Raw genomic sequence first — 16,779 nt, 5'->3', positions numbered from 1 at the left:
TGGCAAGCCATGCAGATCATCCGCGCCGGCCGTCATCTCACGGCAGTCCGCTAGCTTTTTCTATGCGTGTTGCGTTACCATTCATCGGCGAGGGAGATCAGCATGAAAAATAAAGGCCCGATGTCGCGCAAGCCGTCGAAGATTGGACAGGTTACGACCACGAACGCATTTCGCGAGGAAGGCGCGGCGCAAACGAACAACCGCCACGCCCGGCGGCGCGACGCCAAGCTGGCGAAGAAAGATCAGAAATGATCAAACCGCGCCGTCATGGCGGCTAGCGATTTCGGGCGACGCAAGCGAATCGGGTTTTGAACGAGACACGCCGCATCTGCGGCGGGGAAATCGGCATCCGTGGGCCTGTCCCCAACCCCGCGCATTGTCGGGCGCGGGGCCACACAGGCACATCGCGCGGAATTCTCTCGCAATATCAAATACAACCAGCATTAGCCGCGCGGGCACTTACAACTCTTATCCACGATATCGCCAAATATGGGGCGACACTGGAACGTGTTACACTAAATATGGTATTTCGTCGCCACGCCGATTCCCGGCGATGGAGGACGTGATTGCCTCTCGATCCGATTGATATTCCAGACGCGTGCCGTATTCCAAAAGAGTGTGACGCGCCCGACGATAGCGTCGTCGACGAAATTCGCGCTTGGATTAAAGCGACAGGCTCACCCCACACGTTTCGACTTCACACCCACACAAAGCCGCTGCCCGGCTCGCTCCCGATCTATATCGAGGAGTTCACGTTACCGAAGAAGTATCGCGCGATCGATCGCCGCGCCCCGTGTCCGTGCTGCACGGATCACCATCCGAAATATTGGAAAAACGGCAAGATCGCGTATTTCCCTGACGAGCGCGTGTTGCGCCTCATGGGTCCACATTGCTTTGCAACCCTCGACGCTGGCGGTCACCACGCCGCGCTCGAACGGATGCGCCGGGAACGAAAGCGCAAAGCCGACATTCGCTATCTCGTCGATCACATCCACGTGTTGCCGATCTTAAACGCGCTCATCACCGAGTGGTCGCCAACGCTTGAGCACATCGACGACGCCCGCGCGACGGTGCGCCGGCGGCTCGAACTCTTGAATCTGCCCCTGTGGTCGCGTGTCCGCGACGGACAACTGCACGTCACCCGTGCTCGCAAGGTCATCTATCGGAGACCAGATGGCAGCGAAGGCGAGCGCACAGTGCACGACATGCAGGTCTACGGTTCGCTGCGAGGGCACACCTTCTTCGCGCCGGATGCCAAGCCTATCGACAAGCGGCTCTCGATCCTCCGGCACCGGCTCGCGATGCGCCGGGTGCCGGACGTGAACGAAATCGTTCGCATGGACGACAAGACCCGCCACGAGTACGCGCAACTCCTGAACAGGGCCATGACGCGCATGCGCGAGGCGTATCAGGAAGCGATGGAGGTGCGTCAGGCGATTTCGCGCGAAGCCATGGCCACGCTCAACGGCTGGAGCCGCGATCCTGGCTCCGACTTTCCGATCCACATGGACGCCGATCAAGACGCGATCTACATCGGCCGATCGGCTGACAATCGCATGCGCATCCCGCTGGGTTGGGCATTCTGGGGCGCGTTGAAGCCGCTGCCTCAGATCGCGGAAGTCGACCTTGCCGCTGAATAAAGGTCTCTGAACCGTGGGGTCAAACGATCCCCCATGACCGACGCAATCGCAATCGACACCAGCCGCTATGAGTGCGCCACCGGACGCAAGCCGCGCGGAAAAGGATCATGGACGTTCCGGCTAGTGTCGCCATTGGTGACGTATTCCGACCATTTCTTTACCGCACCGCCGGACACCGATTACCGCAAGGCGCTGGCCATGGCGCGCGATCTGGCCAAGCTGCGGCGATCGGATCATATCGTGCTCGTGGTGACGGACTGATTCGGCGGAGGGGGCATGACACCAGAAGAACAGTTTCAGCTAAAAATCCGGGCAGCCGAACGCCAGCACGACAGCGAGACGAAATTTGGCGATGCCGCGGATGCTTCGGCCGTCAAATCCGGTGAAGAGGCCATTAAAGCTGTTTCGCTGGTCAATGGCGGCGCTGCCGTCGCCATGCTCACCTTCATCGGCGTATTGGTCTCGGCAGGTTACAAGCCCGAACAGGTAGCAGAAGTGAGCAAGCCGCTGACATACTTCGCGGCCGGTGTTGCGGCTGCGATCGTTGGTGGAGCACTAACGTATCTCGTCAACATCTTCATCTCGATGTCGTCAAAGAACAGACGCCGTGAATGGGAAGTGCCATTTGTGCGATCAACGCGCGCGTCAAGATGGTACGCGTCAGCGGCCGAATTTTTTCGGATGATTGCGATCGTTTCCGTATTGGCATCGATCGGCTGTTTTATCGCTGGCGTCGTGAGCGCCAAGACCGCGTTTACGAGCCTTGCAGCCCTGCCGAAGCCGGAGTCGCAAGCAAAGCATTAGGAATGCAAACATGAGCGAAACAGATCGGCGGCTCAAAGACCACCTAAACACCAATCAGGCCAAGCGTGAGCGCATGTGCCTCGAAATCCTTACCGTCCAAGATGGTTACACTGAGTTGCAGCCCCGGTTACCAAAAGGCGGACCGGACGGAGGAAGAGACATCCAGGGTCTCTTCAGGGGCGACCTTTTTTTCGGCGCTGTGGGGTTCGTAAATGATGCGACCGACACAAATCAACATCGCAAGCAAATTCAAGGCAAATTCAGCGACGACCTTGATAATGCGCTGAAGTCCAATCCAGACAAGCCGACACCCAAGGGTTTTGTCTTCCTCACCAATGTGGGCCTCACTCCGGGCATCATCGCGGACTTGCAGCGGTCCGCCTACGAACGGAGGGTCAGCTATTGCGAGATACTTGATCGAGAGCGCTTGCGGATCATTCTAGATTCTAACCGGGGCTACGCTATACGCCTTCGTTACCTCGACATTCCACTAAGCGATGCCGAACAGAAGGACTTCTTCAGTGCTTGGGCGGATGGAATCACGTCGCTCATTGGTTCGGGGAAAGGGATCGATCAGACAACTAAAAGGATTCAATTTCTTCTCGAGTCTCAACTTCTGCTGGACGATCTGAGCGTGATCGTAAAGCTCGATTCGCCGATCTGGGAGGCTTGCAAGGGCGAGTTTCTTTTTCAAACAACGTTGACACTCCGTGTCCATTCTCAGGGTTTGGTCGGATTCAGCTTTGGCGGAGGAACGAAAACGATCGTAGAGAGCCCTGACGAAGAGCAAGCGCGAGGACAGAAGCTAACGAGAAATAGCCAGTATGGATTTGGCTTCAGTTGGATCATGCCAGAAACTGAACAGCACCTGCCGTTCAAGGGAACAGAAGACAAACAAGAATACCCGAAGGGCGTGGCCCGCACCGACACCGGTATGCAGTACATTAGAACATCTGGCTCAAGTGCAATCTTAGAAGCACAAAGAAACATTCTCCACTTCACGGTTTTATCCGAGCCATTTCTCTTTCGCTTTGAACCGACTTGCAAGCTCCTAGAGCTCCACGGCAGCATGATCTTGTTCGATTGCAACAAGGAAATTGCCGATCATATTTCGGAGATTTTGATCGTCGGCGGAGGGTATGAGTTGTTGAAGCTCAACAGACGAGACCTCAACTTTGAAAAAGGTAGGTACGAACGTCTGAAGCTCCCTAAAGAAGCGAAGCAACAGGCCGACAGTCACGAGTGGATAATAATCAGACCTTCCAGATCGATTTCGGCGTTCTCGATTGACCTCATGCACAAAACACCAAAGCGTTATGATTGGGACTGACGTTCGTCATCAGACGCGATCCTGCATCCGAAATAGATGCGGATCGTCAAGGCGCGGAAAGATCGCATAGAGCCGGCTGCGCTTGGTTTCGGTGAGAAGATGGATTTCGCGGTAGAAGCCCGGCGCACAGCCACGCGGAAAGGGAATGATCTCGCGCGGCGCGATCTCATCACACAGGTAGTAACCGCGCGCGGTCGCAGATTGGCAATGCGCTACGCGGTGGCCAAACCATGGGCCGGCATCGTCCCCGGCGCCATGGGTGTGCCGCTCGCCGCAATGCGGACAGTGCGGCACGATCAAGGTGCCGTCCCGCTTCCGCGTCACACCGATCACGAACTGCAGGCGAAGAGCGGCCACAAGACCGCGAGCATGGTCCACCATTATACGAAGGCGGCGCGCAAGAAGATGTTGGCCGACAGCGGCGCGGAGAAATCCAAGGCAAGGCGGGCGGCGGAGAAGGCGAAGGCCGCGAGCGCTGCCGGCGGGGCATCGATCCGGATCGTCAAGGGGCGATAACGCGAACGTTCTACACAAACATTTCGATCCCATTACACAAACATTCAAAAAAGGTGAGTGAAATCATGGGCGAAAATCAAATGTGGCGATCCCGGCAGGATACGAACCTGCAACCCGCGCCCGATCGCTAATGGATTTTCCACAACTCGCATGTAATCAAAGCCATGCGTCAGGGTCTACCCGGTCTCAAACGGCATCCTTCCGCAACCAACGGTGGAGAACAAGCCGGAATTCTATGGGGTCGTCACTGGTTAAGCCCTGAACCGCCTGAGTACATTGGCAGGCCGCTTCGTGCCCTTCTGCATGTGCGAACGGGTACCGAGTATGGGCCTCGATTCTCATCACGCTTCAGCGGGCCCGGCTTCGCGAATGGAACTGGCGGGGCAGGAGCGGTTGCGCGGCAGCGGCTCCAACACTGGCCATGGCCCCCGAAGTGCTGGGGGCTGTTCGCTCCCACTGTGGCGGCGCGCGCCTTCACCCACGGCAGAACTTGCTTGAAAATTGCCGGTACGTAATTTCCTTTCCGCTACCGCAAATGTTGTCGCACGTTTCGTTGAAGGCGCTTCTCGAAAAACTGGGATGGTCATTTTCAATAGAAAGCATCATGCGGTTGCCGCTGGCGGACGAGTTGTATGGATTGAAGCAAGGTCGTGTTTCACTGGACGCGCATGCTTTTATCGTCGCATGCAAATCGCTGCATGTTCTGGCGTCGATTTTCGAGGTGATCTTCGAGCGATGAACTGACAGCGTGCCTCTTCGAAAACGCCCAGCTAGCCGATAACCCTGCTTATTGCCGATCTTGAAGGTCGCCGTGTCGGTTCGAGCGTTTGTATGGAGGACAGTTAGCTCACACCAATAACAATCTTCTACAACATTTTTGACCGTTATTTTTGAACCCCGTTCGACAACGAGTCGAACGGCCCGCGAAGGGCAACCGTTACCGCCGCAAGAATCGGAAATTGGCAAGAGAGTGTAGCTTCTAGTTTTGACCGGCTCGCCGAAATAGAGAACACCCCTGCAGTCGAACAGAAGAGGCGCTCGCCGTTGCGGAACAGGCACTGCGTGTATTCATGTTCGGGTGTTTCTGAAATAGTGTAGGTCGAATGTGTCGTATGCAGCGTATTGTTGGCTTCATTCTCAGCGGATTTCGCTGACTGCAGCATTGGAAGAAGCCATATAACGGCTCCGATCATCAAACACAGTGCTGAATCGGTTCTTCGCATGTACCCAAGCGCTCGTGGCTAAAAGCTAGCTGACACCTACCCCCATATCTTCTTGACCTCTTGGCCAGTGTAAAGGGCCGGGTTCTTACGGGGGGGCGATTGTGATCTGGTTCACAAATGCGCGGGTGAATGGCTGCTAGATCGTGTTTTCGCTGGGGGATTTAAGGGGCTCAGTGACAGGCGCCGCCGGGACGCGGTATTTCGAGCCCGACGGCGTAGTTTTTTCAAGGGCATTTAAGCGGCCTTGGGAGCGCAACGATGAACGCGCGTGTCACAAAACCTTGGCGGACAAGTGCCAACCTCTCGGAGTTGGGATTTCATGGCCCAGACTGGAATGCGGGGCGATCGCCGCCGAGCGAACATACTCCGCTCGCGCGGAGTTCAGCATCAATCTCCTATTGGAGGGAAACGCATGTTCGACGCCGAAACGACCACGCTGCTAAGAGCGGTGCTAGAGGAAGTTTGCGAGAACATTTCCGTCTTTGAAACCGGCGTCAGGACGCACGTTGCTTCCAAGATCCTCGAAGCCGCGGCAAACGGTCGACTCTCAATAGATGACTTGAAGGCAGCGGGTCACAACGCCCTGAACACGCCTACGATGCGGCGCTGAGTTTCGTCCTTGTCGGCGACGCTGTGTGGTGCTGAGTCTCTCTCGGTGAGACGCTGTTCGAGTGCGGCAACGGTCACCCTGAGATTGTCGCGCCGATCGTTCAGCGACTTTGCCAAAATCGGATACCTCACGTTGGATCGGTCGAAAATCCTCGCGCGTTCTTCTTCGGCCGCGATCTCAGCTTCGATCAGTTGGAGGGTGCGGACAAGATCAGCCAGTATCTTGCTGATCGTCAATTCTCGTACCGTGCTTTCGCGGGCTGTCTCAGAACGAGGATGCATATTCATTTGCGTGCTCCGAATGTTTGAGTTCGGCACACCGAATAGCTGGTGGCCGAACTATTCACGCACGCATCGCAAGTTGTCTGCCAGAGCGGTCCCGTAAGAATACTGTCGGTGCCGATGAGCACAACAGAGGCGTGGTGGACGCTTGCTCAAGCGGGGTTGGGTGTCGGCTAGATCCGCGCCTTGCGCCATCCGGCTGCAAGCGCACTTGCTTCGGAGCAAAACCAGCGCTCACCGCGAAACCAATTGATCCGTGTCTGCGAATAGTACATCTGCCCCGGAAGGTGATATATCCGCTCGCCGGCTGCGCTTAGATTTCCCTTGATGGGGCAGCCGAGAAGCGCTGGCGCATAATCGAGTGCGACGAAGACGAGAAACGACAATCCCAGCACCGCAGCGAATATTGCGAGCCCTCGAATCATCTCATTATCTCGAATAATTCTTTCGCCTCGCTCAGCCGCGGCTTCGTGCCGGCCGGCGTGTACTCTAGTAGCATGTGCCTGGTGCCGACTGCGATCCGGTCGCGGCGGATGTCCTCCTGCTCGGCGTGATATGCCCGCATGTCCGCAGCGAACTGCCGGGTCACCGCCGGCGGGATCTCGAGCGGCTTCCGGGTGATTGGCATGCCCGGAAGGTAGGTATCAGATGTCGGTATTGCGAATCGGCCTGGCGAGACAGGATAGGGCTGCGCGGCAGCGGCCCTGGCACTGGCCTCCACGGCCCCCAGAAGTGCTGGGGCCGTTTCGTTTTCGCGCGAACAGGTCTTTGCGAGCCTGCAGCATTCTCACGAACGTCACGCTCTCAGGCTGGTGGCTGTAACTCCTGTGAAGCCAGCCATCGCGTCATCCGGCAGGCTGCTTCAGCCTGCCGCGCCCGCCGAATAAGCCGGTCGCGCTCGACTCCTGGCGGGGTGCCGCGCGCCTCTTTTCGCAGCCGCTCAGCCTCCGCGCAGACGCTCTTACCCGGAGGATCAATTCGCTTGGAAAGTCGGAGTTCGGTCATGCGCTCCCCTCCCTGGTATGCAGGCGGGAGCGCTATCGGTCTCTCAGCCACCGACGCCTACAGACAACCCTTGGCCGGTGATGTTGGAACAATGATCCTGAACAGATATGGTTGCAAGGAACTTGCGGCCGCGCAGAACTCGTCGCTCGACAGGTTCTTTGTCGGCCTTAGGGTTGGTGGTGGCAAGACCGGCGGTGGAGGCTACTTCTCCACGTGCATCATCACGTGAGCGCGTGCTAAACGTGACCGCCGGCGAGCCCCTACGGTGGGCGTAAATTTACGCAGCCTGCGCTCATCTTATTTGTCGGCGTCGGGGAACAGTCGCCAAGTCGGGACAATATCCCCAATTCTGTCGCTGAAGGGATAGGGGTTATGCTGCTCCACGTTTGAGACCTTCTGATGCACGTTCACGAGGTGCCACCCACGAAACTCCGGCCGTGACGTTGCGTCGACTGCTTCAAAGAGCGAAGCCTCAGTGGCAATTTCGAGCGTGTTTTCTAGATCGTCAATCGAGCAAAACAGGACTGGTCGACGATCAGCATCAAGAATGTCCCGATCGAGGTCGGCCCGCCTGTGAGCCTCTGCAAAGACTCGATCAAGATGATTAGAAGCCTGCAACCACGGATCCAGAGTAAGGACTACGCCGCTCGCATCCCGGTGAATCGCCTTAATTTCGGGATTTCGACGGCAATGGGAGAAGAAGCGCCATAGCTGCACGACTCCTTTTATGATCTCTGAGAACGCGGTCTGTGCGTCGTCTAGCGGATTGTCAGAGAACTTCGCGACGATGGACATTTTCTTGGCTTTACATTCGATCACGATCATCGCGGAGCCGTCGGGCGCATGAAGAAACAAATCGGGCGAGTCGAGCGTCTTCCCAAGTTTATACTTGAAGCTGCCAGTGGGTTTGGCGTTGGGTAGCAGCGCTTCAACCAGCTCGAGACAATAATTCTCAAACCTACTGCCGATCTCGCGCCAAATGTCTGAACCACCATCAACGAGATCATAGTACAGGCCGGCCGTCATCCGTTGCCAGATCAACGACCGCAACGGAGCCAGAACAACGCGCCGAGCGCTTCCTTCGATGGTCACCATGGGCATCTTGCGGAGAATACTTGGCTGGTAGGCTGTCGAATGACCTATGGTCTGCCGTCTGACAGCACTCGCGTGCTTGCGGATCTCGGATAAGGGAGCTGAAAACAAGCCGAGCGCGGCATCTCGCGTTTGACTTGAAACCTGGATCGGCGAGAGATCGACTTGCGCATCAAAGGCGGGCTTCTCCTGGTAAAGAGCAGAGAACGCAAACCCGCAAATGAAAAAATCCGCAATAGAGATTCCGTTTGTCGATTTGAAATACTGTGCTGCCAGCTCTCCACCATATACGGTGAGCGCTCGATAGATCTGAGCGTAGCTGAAGAAGCCTCGCTGCCACTCGAATTGCCGGTGGCCAATCTTATGCATGATATCGAACACGCTGAGGTGCTGCAGTGTGATCCCATCTTCTGCATTCTCAAGATCGCGAAGGATGTTGACGCATGTCGCCACGGTCTCGAACCTGGTGCAGTCGAGCACGCGCGTCCGCCCCTTATGCGGCACAGTCTTCTTGGGCGTGACCAGCAGCTCGTTGACCAATGTCTCTAGCGCCCACTTATGGACGAAGTAGGGGCTACTGAGTTCGGCAGTAGCAGCTTCACTGGGAAAGCTCGGCATGAATGGCCTCGCTTCTTCAACGCGCCCCGATTGCAGGGCGTCGATAGCCCAGACCATGACAAGAAATGACTGGTCGTGAGCGAGGGATAGAACCTCGCTGAGGCGTTTCCGGGCCCTGTCTCGACGTAATTTGCTCAACGGCTTGTCCACCTTATAGTGGGCTGACTCAGATCGACAGTAGAGTGTGACGCGTCAGGCGATCTGCGCGCCGCAAAATCAGCAGCGCAATCCAGACTATTCACAGGCGTCCTTGGGGATTGCGGGAGCAACACCGCGCGGCATGTTGACCGATGCCGCGCGGTATTTTGGAGACGGCACGGAGGTTGGGCGACGCTTACGACTGTCACTGAACGGGCGTGATACAACGCGCAGGATCTGCACCTGGGGGGGTGAGGACAAGGCGGGCGAGCGGCAGTCAGCTCATTCCCGGCTCGCGGGGTAAGGCTTGCGAGCCTACGGAGGCCTGGTGCCGGCACCGTTGCGGCTGGTCGGGATCGCGAGAAAAGCCGCATTGCGGAACGGGCGGCGATTGATAAAATCCCGAGAGGGAACTAGGTAGTTCTCCGGATCGGATAGTTAACCGTTCCTTGCGATCTACGGTTGATCCTCCCTCAAGGTTCCGCTAAAGCCCTGAAAAAGGCTTGGAACTCAATGTGGAAGGAAACATTGCCGTGGTTGGAGACCGCGATTGGCGCGGTGGAGCGAATTGGCCTCGTTCGGGCCATGTTCATCGTTCTGACGGTAGCCGTGGCAATCGGTCTCGTTGCAATCTTCAAGGATTTCAACAACATACTCAACACTGTCCTAACCCACCGGCGTGAAAGCGAGCGGAGCCGGGCAAAGATCGAAAACGACAAGAAACGGCTCGCCGTTGCACTCGAAGACAGAAAGCGTAAGGTTTCAGCCCCAAAGAGGCAGGCCCGATCATGAATGAGTCCCTCTCCCTTGCCTTGATGGCGATCTGCGCGACCATCGTGACATACGTTTGGCTGCGTTATACGCACGCCCGGAAGGAACTCGCTCGCCTGAAGGAATACGAGTTTTTCGCCGACAAATTTTTCAAGGCGTCTGAGGCGCTCGTCTCCGAACCCGATACGCCACCAGGCCTGCTGGCGGTCATCGCGGTCTTCAACGAGATAATCGACAACCCACGCTTAACTTCACAGTTTTTCAAGATCTACAGCCGCTTTGCCCGCGAGCGCATTGAGGGAACGCGCGCGCGGAAGTCTGACCCGGAAATTGCGGCCTTCACCAAGAGGCACCCGCACCTTGAGCCAGTGGTGACAGACGCGATGATGGGTGGTGTTCTAGCGCTGTCCTTTTTGGATCCCCGTAACGGCACGCAGCACCGCGCAATGCTGGCGGACCTGTGCGGTCGGGAGCGGAAGCCAACCACTGTGATAGACGCCATCACCGAAACAAGGCACGCCTACGGCTCTGCTATGCCGGCTGCCGCCTGATCAAACTTCCCCCGACCACCACCGTTTACCAACGCCTTCGGGTATTTCTCGGGCGCGCAGGCGACATAGCAATCGGCTGCAAATCCAGGGAGCCTGCGATCTAGGCGGCTATTGCCTTCTTCGCTGCCTGGGCGAGAAAGCCGGACCGCGTAAAGCCGTGTTGCTCGGCGTATTGGTCGATCTCGCTCAAGACGTCCTCCGGGAAGGTGACATTGACGCGCACGGTCTTGACCTCGTCCGCGGGTGCCGGGATCAGCACGGCAACGCCATCCCTGTTTTCGGCGTTCGCCATGATGTCCTCGAGTGACGAAGGCTCGGGAACGGCCTCGTTGTCCTCCGCCATACCCTGAAGATGAAGGGCGAGAGCTTCAGCCGCCATGGCGCGGGCATCGTCCAGATCCGTCCCTGCGGTGATCACGCCGGGGAGGTCGGGAAACGAGACGCCGTAGTCGCTGTGGGCGTCCTTATGGATTAGGGCGATGTAGTGGCGCATGTCGCTCTCCAGCGGTTCGCGAGTTCTCCAACTCAGACGGTCGAGCCTGCCAAAGCTCATGTCAGCGTCAGATCGGCTTGCTTTTCGATGCTCTTGAGCGTGCCGATCGGGATATCTCTCTTTGGGTGCGGGACCGTCACGCGGCCCGGCTTTGTCGGATGCTTGAACTGAATGTGGCTGCCCTTCTGGGCAACTGGCTTCCAGCCATCATCTTTCAGCACTCTGATGACATCCGCCGATTTCATGTGTGTATTGATACACACTGAATGCGCGGTGTCAACGGATAATTGAACCGACAGGGAAAGGTTCCAGTTTCACCAGTTCGGCTGCCCACATGCGGGCCTTTGTGACGAAGAATTCGAGATCAGAGTAGGGGACAGCGTAGGCGGACTTTTGCTCAACGCCCCACGTTACATACCCACTTCTGTGACGGAATATTTGGGGAAATGTAACGCATAATTCGAGGGGATTGTCGGTGGCTCGGCGCGAGCGCGGGCGCGCCGTGGGAAGCCGTGAGGGCGGCGCTAAAGCTCGCCCGATAGGCGAGGTTCAAAAATCTGCCTCGACGTCGGCCGCGGTTTCCTGGGCACAAGGCCGGCCTGTCGCCCGGGCGATCGATCGGTCAAGCTCTGCCGTCAGCCATATCTGTCGTCGTCCTACCTTGACCGCTGGCGGCGGGTAGGTTCCGGCCTTCACCTGGCGCAGGAAAGCCTCAACGGAGACTTCGCCGCAATAGCCAGCGGCCATCGCGGCCGGCTGTCGCGGGGGATAGACGCCGGGGAGAGTGGTGGCGGGGCGGCGCGTCATGGGTGATATATCCTTGCGTACCTCGGATTTCGGGGATTGCAACTTGAACACTCTGCCTCTGGTTGGGTCACCGCTTCCCCTAGAGTAAGCTCCCGATATTCGACTTATGCACTAGCGGGCGCCGGCGCGCCAAAAGCGGCCCCGGAAGGGGGGCTTGGCAATCGGCTGCAAATCAGGGAATCTGTCCGTTGGGTTTGATCGCCCGGACCGAGATATAGCCGCGCTCCTTGGCGGGAGCTTGCCGATCGATTGGCGTCGATCTGCAGGCGGCTGAATGAGCTGGTCAGTTTGACCGGCTCGACGGACGCGCTTGGCGGCGCGGCTCCGAACCTGGCCATTTTGGCCGGGGGCGGACGTGCTGTCCAGAGGGGAAACCCTTAAAAGCGTCTGGCCAGTCTCTCGGCTGGCGATCAACCCCCGGCTGCCGGCCCGATGCCGGTGCTGGCCTTGATCGGCCAAATCCGAGAGTGTTCATGACCATCAAGATCATTGCGCCCGATGGCGCTCGATTATCTCCGCCACCTCGAATCTCAGCTAGTCCCACGGACGCATCGCTGCCAGGGCAGATACCGATCGAACCATCTCTGATCGCGTCGACTTGTAAGCCGGGCGCCGAGGGCGCCGTGTTGAGTAGGAGATCTATGATGAATTTTATCGCCACAACCACGATCGCCACCGCCGTACCGACCGCTGCCCCCGCGATGTTGGATGATCTGTATCCTGCCGCTGATCCGATCTCTGCTGTGATCGAAGCGGCACCGGCGGGCCGGCGCTGTCTATGTGGAGTGTCTGGAAAAGCAAGGCGCGCTTCCCGACGCCGACCCGGCGCATCCAGCGGCGCAAGCTGCGTCGATCAGGGCTGGTGAAGAGACGTTCGATCTAGCCCGGGAGCTTTTAGAAACTGAGCAAATGACCCTCTGCGGGATCCGGGAGCTGCTTAGCTATGTGTGCGAATTTGATGGGGAAGATTTCAGCGATGACATTCGATTTCCGAATTTAGAAAAGGGAACGCGCAAGCACTTTGACTTTCTCTTCGCTCTCGTGAGACGCCTCGCGGTAGCTATGGAGTCGATCGCGCCTGCAAGCGCTGCGACTTCATCTGTTGAACCTCAGCGGAGGCGCACTGTGTTCTCCCCTCCCAAGACTGACCCGACCTTTGAAGCGATAGATGCACATCGCGAAGCCCGTGATGTTGTGGTGGGCGCAGATGATGACGACATGCCTGATGAGGATTTCGCTCTCATTTGTAAGCGAGAGACTGACGCGGCTCAGAGGCTTGCGGAGACTGTTCCGTCCACGCTGCAGGGCCTCCATGCAATGCTGACCTACATTGACGCCGCGATCGAGCGGCAGGACAGCGGGGAAGACGACGGCTTCATAAATGTGTTTGGTGATGATAGCCCGCCGGTGTTCTCAAGCCTGGCCAAGGCTGCAAAGGCGCTCTTGCCGGCCACATCTCAGTCAATGACGGCTTAGCCTCGCGCGGCCGGAGCCGCCAGCGAGTGCTCTCCCGGCTTGAACAGCTCGCTCGCCGCGAGCATAATTCCAGGGGTGAAATTCAGCAGCTGAGCACACTCCCAACGAAAGGAAACCCGCCGGTCGCTCCGGCGGGTTTCTCTTGGTGTGCCGAGCATGTTCGACAGCTTGGAGGTGGAAGTCCTTTACCCAGCCTGATGGCGGCGAAGGGTTAGCGAAGCGCAAGGGCGTCATCGCGAGGTGGGGTCTGAAGGAAGCGTGGAGCAAACCTGCGGCCCGATGGACAAAAACCGGATAACGAGGCCTACCCAACCGGACGAGCGAGCCAATGATCGCAAAGTCCACAGTCATCAAGGGTTGGGGTGGTAAATCCGGCGGGCGTGCAGGGAAGGCGGTCGAACTTACCTCGGGAGATCTTCGGCGTGTCCGGGCGACCGGACTGAGCGGGCCGCAAGGTCCGTGATCGCGACGGAGAAGTCAGCAGACGGCATAGTAGGCGGAACGAGTTTCGCTGAAGGCCCGAACGCTGGAAAGACGTTTGGATGTGGAAGCCTCGAGCCGGCCATGCGGCTGAAATCCAGGTCACTGGCCTTTGGAGCGGCGGGAAAGGGTGAAGCCCGGACGGCGCCGCTCAAAGGGGCCGAAGCCGACACGACGGAGACCACTATCTGAGCCTCTGGCGCGGACGCAAAACAAACCGTTCGCGCTTAATCCGGTGAACCGCCGTATACGGACCCGTATGTACAGTGGTGTGGGAGGGGAGAGTCGCGAGACTCCCCCTATCCCGATTGTGAGGCCTCTTGGCCATCAGCGCCGTTGGACCTTTTTGTGATCTGCACGCGCAATCCCCGCTGATCGGGCTTTGTCGCTTTCCTGTTCGTGCTTGCGCATATGCACTCCGCTCGGGAAGAACAGAAAACGAATCCGTCGTGTACCGTCCGTGTATCATCGACGCGTAGGGACTAAACGGGAAAGCTTGAAACTAAACGGTTTTTTTCAACACGAAGTGAGACACGTTTTCGAGTGAACGAAGGGCGCACCGTGTTGAAAACATTGGCGATCCCGGCAGGATTCGAACCTGCAACCCGCGGAGTAGAAATCCGCTACTCACTTTGCCAACCACCGATTGACCACCGAAACACCATGAACAAACGGCGATAAAGGTGGTCAGTCAGGATCGAGCTTCGTTGTTTTTGTTGATTTTTTCGCTCGCTGATTACGTTCGGGACGCAGGGGTCGCAGGTTCGAATCCTGCCACTCCGACCATTCTTTCAAGCACTTATAGTTTCTGTGTTTTTCGTGCGCAACGACATGCGCATCGATTTGAAGCGCGGCTGCCATGTCGGTCGATTTCGGGACGCCGGTCCCTGATATCGGCGATTCGGGACCATTGGAGCGCGCGAGGGAAGCGGCCCCTGACGTGAAAATGCGTAGCACGTCACCAAGCACCACACGGTCTCCCTTCGGACCTCTCGGCTGATCCTGTCCGACATCAAAGCACGAATAGCCCGCCGCGAGTAGTGCTCAGCTTGCCGGCGCAAATACCCGTCAGGGGTTGCCGACCTCAAAGGCCAGCAGAACGTTGCCGGGCAGGCCGCTCCATTGCGCGTAGCCGGAATTGACGTACAGCATGCCGTCGACGACGACCGGGCCGGGTCCGTCCATGGCGCCGCCATGGGCCGCAACGCCGTTGACCGTGGCGTAGTCGCGGGCGGTGTCGATTTCCCAGAGCAGCCGTGCGTCATCGGTCGCGTAGGCGCGCAGGAAGCCGCTCACGCCGCCCGAGAACACGACGCCGGGAATGGCGGTGACCGCCGCGGAGAGAGCGGGGCTGCACTGGGGGCGGTCGCCACAGGCCACCGGCGCCACCTGCATCGCGATCCTTCCGGTCGCAAGATCGAGCCCGAACAGGCCGCCACCTTCGCTTGAATTCAGACGTCGCGTGCCGTCCCTGAGAAATCGTACGTCCGAATTGGCGACATAGATTCGGTCCTGGTCGGCGGCGGAACCCCATTCGGTCCCGCCCAACGCGCCACCCTTGCCGATCCGCGTCTGCCACAGGATCTTGCCCTCGTGGTCGGGATCGAGCGCGTGGACCACGCCGGATTTCTGGCCGATCACCAGCACGCGCTGTCCGTTACGCAGGCTCACCAGGATCGGTGATTGGCCGAAATCATGGTCGGGGCCGCGGTCTTCCGGACAATTGCTCTGATCGGTGCCGAAACACGCAACGACGAAGCTGTCCTTCGGTGTGGCCTGTTGGTGCCAAAGCATTCGGCCGGTCGCGAGATCGAACGCGAGGATGGCATCGCTGGTGTCGGTTGCCGGGTCGGCATAGCTGTTCGAGGTCGCGACATAGAGCGCCTGGCGCTGCACGTCGATCGTCGGCGCGGACCAGACCGACGCGCCGGCCGGACCGAACAGCTGGGTCCCGAGGGCGTTCGCCCGTGTCGGATGCGGTGCCTCGGGAATCGTATAGGCCTTCCAGATCTGCGCGCCGGTCTCGGCCTTCAGCGCAACGACGCTGCCGCGAAACGTACAGCACTGGTAGGTGGGACGAGACCCGATAGCCTCCTCGATCGATGAAACGCCGACATAGACGACGCCGGAATAGAACACTGGCGCACCGGTAATCCGGGCGGCCACATGATCGTCGACCTTGCTCTTCCAGATCAGTTTGCCGGTCGCGGCATTCAGGGCGTAGACGTTGGCACGCACATCGCCAAAGAAGATGGCAGGCTGGCCGTTGTCCAGCGGGGCAAAGCTGATGGCCGTCCGCACCGGCGCCTCGGTCGGAAACGCCCAGCGCGTGCAGCCGCTTTTGGCGTCGAGGGCGTGGACCTTGCGGTCGCCGCCACCGACGAACAGCAAGCCGCCGACGACGGCCGGCTGCGCGTTGGCGTTCGACGTGTCAGGAAATCCGAACGCCCATTTCAGACGCAGCCGCGGGACCTGGTCTTGCGCGAGGCCGGCCATTGCCGCCGGCTGAAACCGGCTGTTGTTGATATCCGTGCCCCAACCGTTCCACCGCGGCCCATCGATCGGCTGCGGAAAGCCGGTCTCGTTCTGCGCGCATTGGCCTGCGCTCTCGGTTGGCACGAGCGACGCGGCCTTTCCGGTGACGAGTGAGGCGATCGCCGCCCGCTCGTCGCTGGTCAGTCCCTGCGCGAAGGATGCCATCGGGCCCGTGGTGATCGCACCAAGCACCTCGTCGAACGATCTGGATTGCAGCGCGGTGCGGCTCGGCGCGCGAACAGCCGCGTTGCTGCTGTCGTGACATTGCGCACAGCGTTGCGCGTAGAGGTCGGCACCGGCTTGCTGCGCCGCGGCGGGCAGGCAAGACGAGATCAGGGCGATGGCAATCGCAGCACTCAGTTTCATCGTGATTCACCGGCGTTGGTTTTTGATGAAGAGAGCAATTGCA

At 58.6% G+C, this 16,779-nt stretch carries 20 protein-coding genes; 10 read left to right on the top strand and 10 right to left on the bottom strand.

Annotated elements, in window-relative coordinates:
• Window positions 1–102: 102 nt before the first annotated feature.
• The 7 genes from J2R80_RS39585 to J2R80_RS39555 all read left to right on the top strand — a co-directional run bounded on the left by J2R80_RS39585 (window position 103) and on the right by J2R80_RS39555 (window position 5,029).
• A complete protein-coding gene (locus J2R80_RS39585; protein ID WP_253640496.1) occupies window positions 103–252 on the top strand; it encodes a hypothetical protein in 150 nt (49 codons plus the stop codon).
• Between the two features lie 314 nt (window positions 253–566).
• Window positions 567–1,640 (top strand): hypothetical protein, encoded by a 1,074-nt coding sequence (locus tag J2R80_RS39580; protein WP_253640495.1) that lies wholly within the window; start codon window positions 567–569, stop codon window positions 1,638–1,640.
• 33 nt (window positions 1,641–1,673) lie between these two features.
• The gene (locus J2R80_RS39575; protein WP_253640494.1) at window positions 1,674–1,901 is read left to right on the top strand and encodes a hypothetical protein; all 228 of its coding nucleotides are present in this window, start codon (window positions 1,674–1,676) and stop codon (window positions 1,899–1,901) included.
• A 15-nt stretch (window positions 1,902–1,916) separates the two neighbouring features.
• Complete coding sequence (locus tag J2R80_RS39570; RefSeq protein WP_253640493.1) at window positions 1,917–2,444, top strand: hypothetical protein; 528 nt, start codon at window positions 1,917–1,919, stop codon at window positions 2,442–2,444.
• A gap of 10 nt (window positions 2,445–2,454) precedes the next feature.
• Window positions 2,455–3,774 (top strand): hypothetical protein, encoded by a 1,320-nt coding sequence (locus tag J2R80_RS39565; protein WP_253640492.1) that lies wholly within the window; start codon window positions 2,455–2,457, stop codon window positions 3,772–3,774.
• Between the two features lie 36 nt (window positions 3,775–3,810).
• Complete coding sequence (locus tag J2R80_RS39560) at window positions 3,811–4,290, top strand: hypothetical protein (protein WP_253640491.1); 480 nt, start codon at window positions 3,811–3,813, stop codon at window positions 4,288–4,290.
• Window positions 4,291–4,711: 421 nt separating this feature from the next.
• The gene (locus J2R80_RS39555) at window positions 4,712–5,029 is read left to right on the top strand and encodes a hypothetical protein (protein ID WP_253640490.1); all 318 of its coding nucleotides are present in this window, start codon (window positions 4,712–4,714) and stop codon (window positions 5,027–5,029) included.
• Window positions 5,030–5,174: 145 nt separating this feature from the next.
• Here J2R80_RS39555 and J2R80_RS39550 read toward each other — a convergent pair whose 3' ends face one another.
• The 5 genes from J2R80_RS39550 to J2R80_RS39520 all read right to left on the bottom strand — a co-directional run bounded on the left by J2R80_RS39550 (window position 5,175) and on the right by J2R80_RS39520 (window position 9,257).
• Complete coding sequence (locus J2R80_RS39550) at window positions 5,175–5,453, bottom strand: hypothetical protein (protein ID WP_253640489.1); 279 nt, start codon at window positions 5,451–5,453, stop codon at window positions 5,175–5,177.
• Window positions 5,454–6,086: 633 nt separating this feature from the next.
• The gene (locus J2R80_RS39540; protein ID WP_253640488.1) at window positions 6,087–6,410 is read right to left on the bottom strand and encodes a hypothetical protein; all 324 of its coding nucleotides are present in this window, start codon (window positions 6,408–6,410) and stop codon (window positions 6,087–6,089) included.
• Window positions 6,411–6,577: 167 nt separating this feature from the next.
• Window positions 6,578–6,829: a hypothetical protein gene (locus tag J2R80_RS39535; RefSeq protein ID WP_253640487.1), complete on the bottom strand. Its 252-nt coding sequence runs from the start codon at window positions 6,827–6,829 to the stop codon at window positions 6,578–6,580.
• Window positions 6,826–7,032, bottom strand: coding sequence for a hypothetical protein (locus J2R80_RS39530; protein ID WP_253640486.1), 207 nt, complete (start codon window positions 7,030–7,032; stop codon window positions 6,826–6,828). The genes J2R80_RS39535 and J2R80_RS39530 overlap by 4 nt, the downstream gene beginning before the upstream one ends.
• Window positions 7,033–7,706: 674 nt before the next feature.
• A complete protein-coding gene (locus J2R80_RS39520) occupies window positions 7,707–9,257 on the bottom strand; it encodes a hypothetical protein (RefSeq protein WP_253640485.1) in 1,551 nt (516 codons plus the stop codon).
• A gap of 462 nt (window positions 9,258–9,719) precedes the next feature.
• Here J2R80_RS39520 and J2R80_RS39515 point away from each other — a divergent pair, with 462 nt between their 5' ends.
• Both J2R80_RS39515 and J2R80_RS39510 read left to right on the top strand, forming a co-directional pair.
• On the top strand, window positions 9,720–10,049 hold the full coding sequence (locus J2R80_RS39515) for a hypothetical protein (protein WP_253640484.1): 330 nt from the start codon (window positions 9,720–9,722) through the stop codon (window positions 10,047–10,049).
• Window positions 10,046–10,579, top strand: a complete 534-nt coding sequence (locus tag J2R80_RS39510; RefSeq protein ID WP_253640483.1) for a hypothetical protein — start codon at window positions 10,046–10,048, stop codon at window positions 10,577–10,579. The genes J2R80_RS39515 and J2R80_RS39510 overlap by 4 nt, the downstream gene beginning before the upstream one ends.
• Before the next feature lie 100 nt (window positions 10,580–10,679).
• Here J2R80_RS39510 and J2R80_RS39505 read toward each other — a convergent pair whose 3' ends face one another.
• The 3 genes from J2R80_RS39505 to J2R80_RS39495 form a co-directional block, all read right to left on the bottom strand.
• A complete protein-coding gene (locus J2R80_RS39505) occupies window positions 10,680–11,072 on the bottom strand; it encodes a type II toxin-antitoxin system HicB family antitoxin (protein ID WP_253640482.1) in 393 nt (130 codons plus the stop codon).
• 56 nt (window positions 11,073–11,128) lie between these two features.
• Entirely contained in the window at window positions 11,129–11,317 is a 189-nt protein-coding gene (locus tag J2R80_RS39500; RefSeq protein WP_253640481.1) for a type II toxin-antitoxin system HicA family toxin, read from the bottom strand.
• Between the two features lie 304 nt (window positions 11,318–11,621).
• Window positions 11,622–11,879: a hypothetical protein gene (locus J2R80_RS39495; RefSeq protein ID WP_253640480.1), complete on the bottom strand. Its 258-nt coding sequence runs from the start codon at window positions 11,877–11,879 to the stop codon at window positions 11,622–11,624.
• 780 nt (window positions 11,880–12,659) lie between these two features.
• Between J2R80_RS39495 and J2R80_RS39490 the strand changes: the two genes are divergently transcribed.
• On the top strand, window positions 12,660–13,355 hold the full coding sequence (locus tag J2R80_RS39490; RefSeq protein WP_253640479.1) for a hypothetical protein: 696 nt from the start codon (window positions 12,660–12,662) through the stop codon (window positions 13,353–13,355).
• Between the two features lie 1,167 nt (window positions 13,356–14,522).
• On the opposite strand, the gene J2R80_RS39485 is transcribed toward J2R80_RS39490, so the two are convergent.
• On the bottom strand, window positions 14,523–14,804 hold the full coding sequence (locus J2R80_RS39485) for a hypothetical protein (protein ID WP_143270976.1): 282 nt from the start codon (window positions 14,802–14,804) through the stop codon (window positions 14,523–14,525).
• 99 nt (window positions 14,805–14,903) lie between these two features.
• Entirely contained in the window at window positions 14,904–16,736 is a 1,833-nt protein-coding gene (locus J2R80_RS39480) for a PQQ-binding-like beta-propeller repeat protein (RefSeq protein WP_057018881.1), read from the bottom strand.
• Window positions 16,737–16,779: the final 43 nt, after the last annotated feature.

This window comes from Bradyrhizobium sp. USDA 4541, assembly GCF_024171085.1.
Classification (GTDB): Bacteria; Pseudomonadota; Alphaproteobacteria; order Rhizobiales; family Xanthobacteraceae; genus Bradyrhizobium; species Bradyrhizobium australafricanum.
The sequence above is the reverse complement of the archived record's forward strand: the minus strand, read 5'-3'. Positions and strand labels throughout refer to the sequence as shown.